The organism is Prosthecobacter sp., assembly GCF_029946185.1.
In the GTDB taxonomy this organism is placed as follows: domain Bacteria; phylum Verrucomicrobiota; class Verrucomicrobiia; order Verrucomicrobiales; family Verrucomicrobiaceae; genus Prosthecobacter.
In genome coordinates, this window is the sequence record NZ_JAQSEA010000218.1 from 1 (window position 1) to 2,543 (window position 2,543).

General features: G+C 62.7%; 2 protein-coding genes and 1 pseudogene. All 3 read left to right on the plus strand.

Annotated features, from left to right (window positions below; translation table 11 throughout):
• Nucleotides 1-191 (plus strand): hypothetical protein (locus PSV43_RS18370; protein ID WP_300200738.1); only part of this gene is annotated, 191 nt, incomplete at its 5' end.
• A gap of 32 nt (nucleotides 192-223) precedes the next feature.
• A complete protein-coding gene (locus PSV43_RS18375) occupies nucleotides 224-1,474 on the plus strand; it encodes a DUF3142 domain-containing protein (protein WP_300200741.1) in 1,251 nt (416 codons plus the stop codon).
• Between the two features lie 88 nt (nucleotides 1,475-1,562).
• Nucleotides 1,563-2,543: pseudogene (locus PSV43_RS18380) on the plus strand (hypothetical protein); the annotation flags it as partial.

Below are 2,543 nucleotides of genomic sequence, written 5' to 3' on the forward strand. Positions count from 1 at the left end.
GCAGCGTCACGCGCCACACCGACAAGCAGCGCCAGTTTGAGGCCACCGTCTTCACGAACTTCCACAAGCTCGGCTTCATCCCGGACAAGGACACCCGCGACCTCGTGCTCACCGTGGCGAACGTCGGTGTCTTCCTCGTCTCCTGCCTCGGCATCGCGCTCTTCTTTGTCACCATGCCAAAGAAACGGTAAAAAGCGGCATGCCTCTGAGTATCAAATGACCCATGCGCCGCCTCCTGCTCCAGACTCTGCTCCTCACTCTGCTGCTCGCAGGTTGCAGTCGTGATGTGAGACAGACGCCGCTGCCGTCACAGGCCTATGTGTGGCAGCGTGCCTGGACGCCTGAGGTGTCAGTGGCGGTGATCGCATCGAAGTTCGAGGCGTTGCATGTGCTCGCTGCCGAGTTCAGCCTCAAGAATGACAAGCCTAAGCTCACGATCATCACACCCGACTGGCGGGCACTGGGAGATTCAGGTAGGCAGGTCGGCGCGGTGCTGCGTGTGCATGCGTCCGTAGGGAAAGGCGGATGGAACGAGGCGCTGACGCAGGAGATGCAGCGTCTTTGCACAGACACTGTGAGCCGCTTCAAAGCCGGAGGTGTGCCGCTGAGCGAACTGCAGCTCGACTATGACAGCGCTGAATCACGACTGGCAGACTATGCGCGACTGCTGGGCGCTTTGCACACGGAGGTTCCCCTCTGCATCACCGCACTGCCTGCATGGCTGCGGCATGACTCCGCACGAAAATTGCTGCCCCTCTCTCCCGGGTATGTGCTTCAGGTTCATTCACTGCACCTGCCGAAACGGGGCGGCCTGACCGGACTCATGGACATGGATGAAACCCGGACTGCGGTGCGGCGCGCGGTGGAGATCGGCGTGCCGTTCCGCGTGGCGCTGCCGACTTACTCCTGCGTGGTGGAATTTGCGGAGGATGGCCGCGTGCGCGACGTGCATGCCGAAGACATGCCGGCAGGTCTGGCACTCAGCGGCCGAAAATATGCCGTGCTGGATTCTGACGCCTACGGGCTGTCAGCGCTCATGGCAGAGTGGCGGGCTCACGCATCCGAACTCATGCAGGCGGTCATCTGGTACCGGCTTCCTGTGAGCGGTGACCGCCTGAACTGGCCCCCCGGTCTGCTGCCCCGCGTGGCTGCGGGCGAGAAGCTCAAGCGCGGCTGGACCACCTCCGTCCGGCCCGCCAAGGAAGGCCACCATGAGATCGTGCTGAAACAAGAGGGAGATGCGCCGGATGATCTGCCGCATGAAGTGAGCGTTTCATGGCAGGGCGGTGATGCGGCAGGCTGCGATGGATTGCGCGGCTACGCGGTGCAAACCCATGCGGCAGGACGTCTGGTGCTCTGGCTGGGACAACCCGCACGCTTTGGCCGCGTCAAGCCGGGCGAGCAGATCGTCGCAGGCTGGCTGCGCCTGCCAGATGAAGCAGGCGCGGGGATCACGGCCAAAATATTTCGCTAAGAATCTTTCGCGCCTTGGGCCGATGAGATAAGATGCGCGCATGATGTTGCGCCGCCATTCTCACCGTCGCTGGCTTTGCGCCTCCGCCATGCTCGGAACGATCACCGTCATGGCCTGCGGCCCCTTCTTTTCCGAGAGCGCGCTGGAGCAGCCACGCGGCATCCTGCGCCCGCCGTTGTTTCATTTCCAAAGCGAGTTGAATCAAACGGCTCTGCCTCCGGACATCCATCTGACGCATCCGCCGGGGACACCTGCGTTCACACTCGATCTGGAAATGGAAGAGCTGAAGCAGATCATGGCAGGACAGCCCGTCGATGAGGCCTGGTACAACCGCTACCGCGAGCTGCGACGCATCATGCTGGATGAAAGCGACAGGTCTCAGCACAGCATGCGTGCGAAGGACGCCTTGAGCGTGCCGAACTGGGCTGTGGGAAAGGATTCCCTTGCCGAAGTCATCGCCCCTCTGCCGGAGGACATGCGGCTGTACCTGCAGGGAGCCGCCGCTTACCTCGATGTCAAACACCTGACGCTGGACGACCCCTACAAGACCGCGCGCGACTTCTGGCTGCAACTGCTCGCGCTGCCCGCAGAGCAGCGTGCCAACCGCAGCACCTGGGCGGCATGGATGCTCTTCCGTACCACGCCGCATGATGAGCAGGGCCGCTGGCTGGCCGAGACCCGCACGCTGGCACGTGCGGGGTTCAAAGACTGCCTGCATCTGGGCATCGAGGCCACCTACATTCTCGGCAGAGCGAGCAGCGATTATGCACAAAAGTTAGACGTATCCGCAGCGGAGTGGAAGCGTGCCGCCATGCTGCGGTCACCGCTGGGCCTCAGCCGTGCTGAAGACAGACTGCGGCATGACCAGGACCTCCTCATGGAGTGGAGCGAAGACTTTGCGCGCGAAGTCGTGGCAGACCCGTTTCTCCGCCGCGTGCAGATGCTGCAGCTCATCGGCGGCATGGATTTGCCCGACGACTCGGTGCAGGGCCGTGCGTCAGAAAACCCGCCCACCGACCACCTCGCACTCTGGCTGAAATCCTTTGAGAGCGCAGGGATCAAAGACCAG

Coding starts and splice junctions, on each gene's coding strand:
- PSV43_RS18375 (WP_300200741.1), top strand. CDS start 224: ATGCGCCGCCTCCTGCTCCAGACTCTGCTCCTCACTCTGCTGCTCGCA.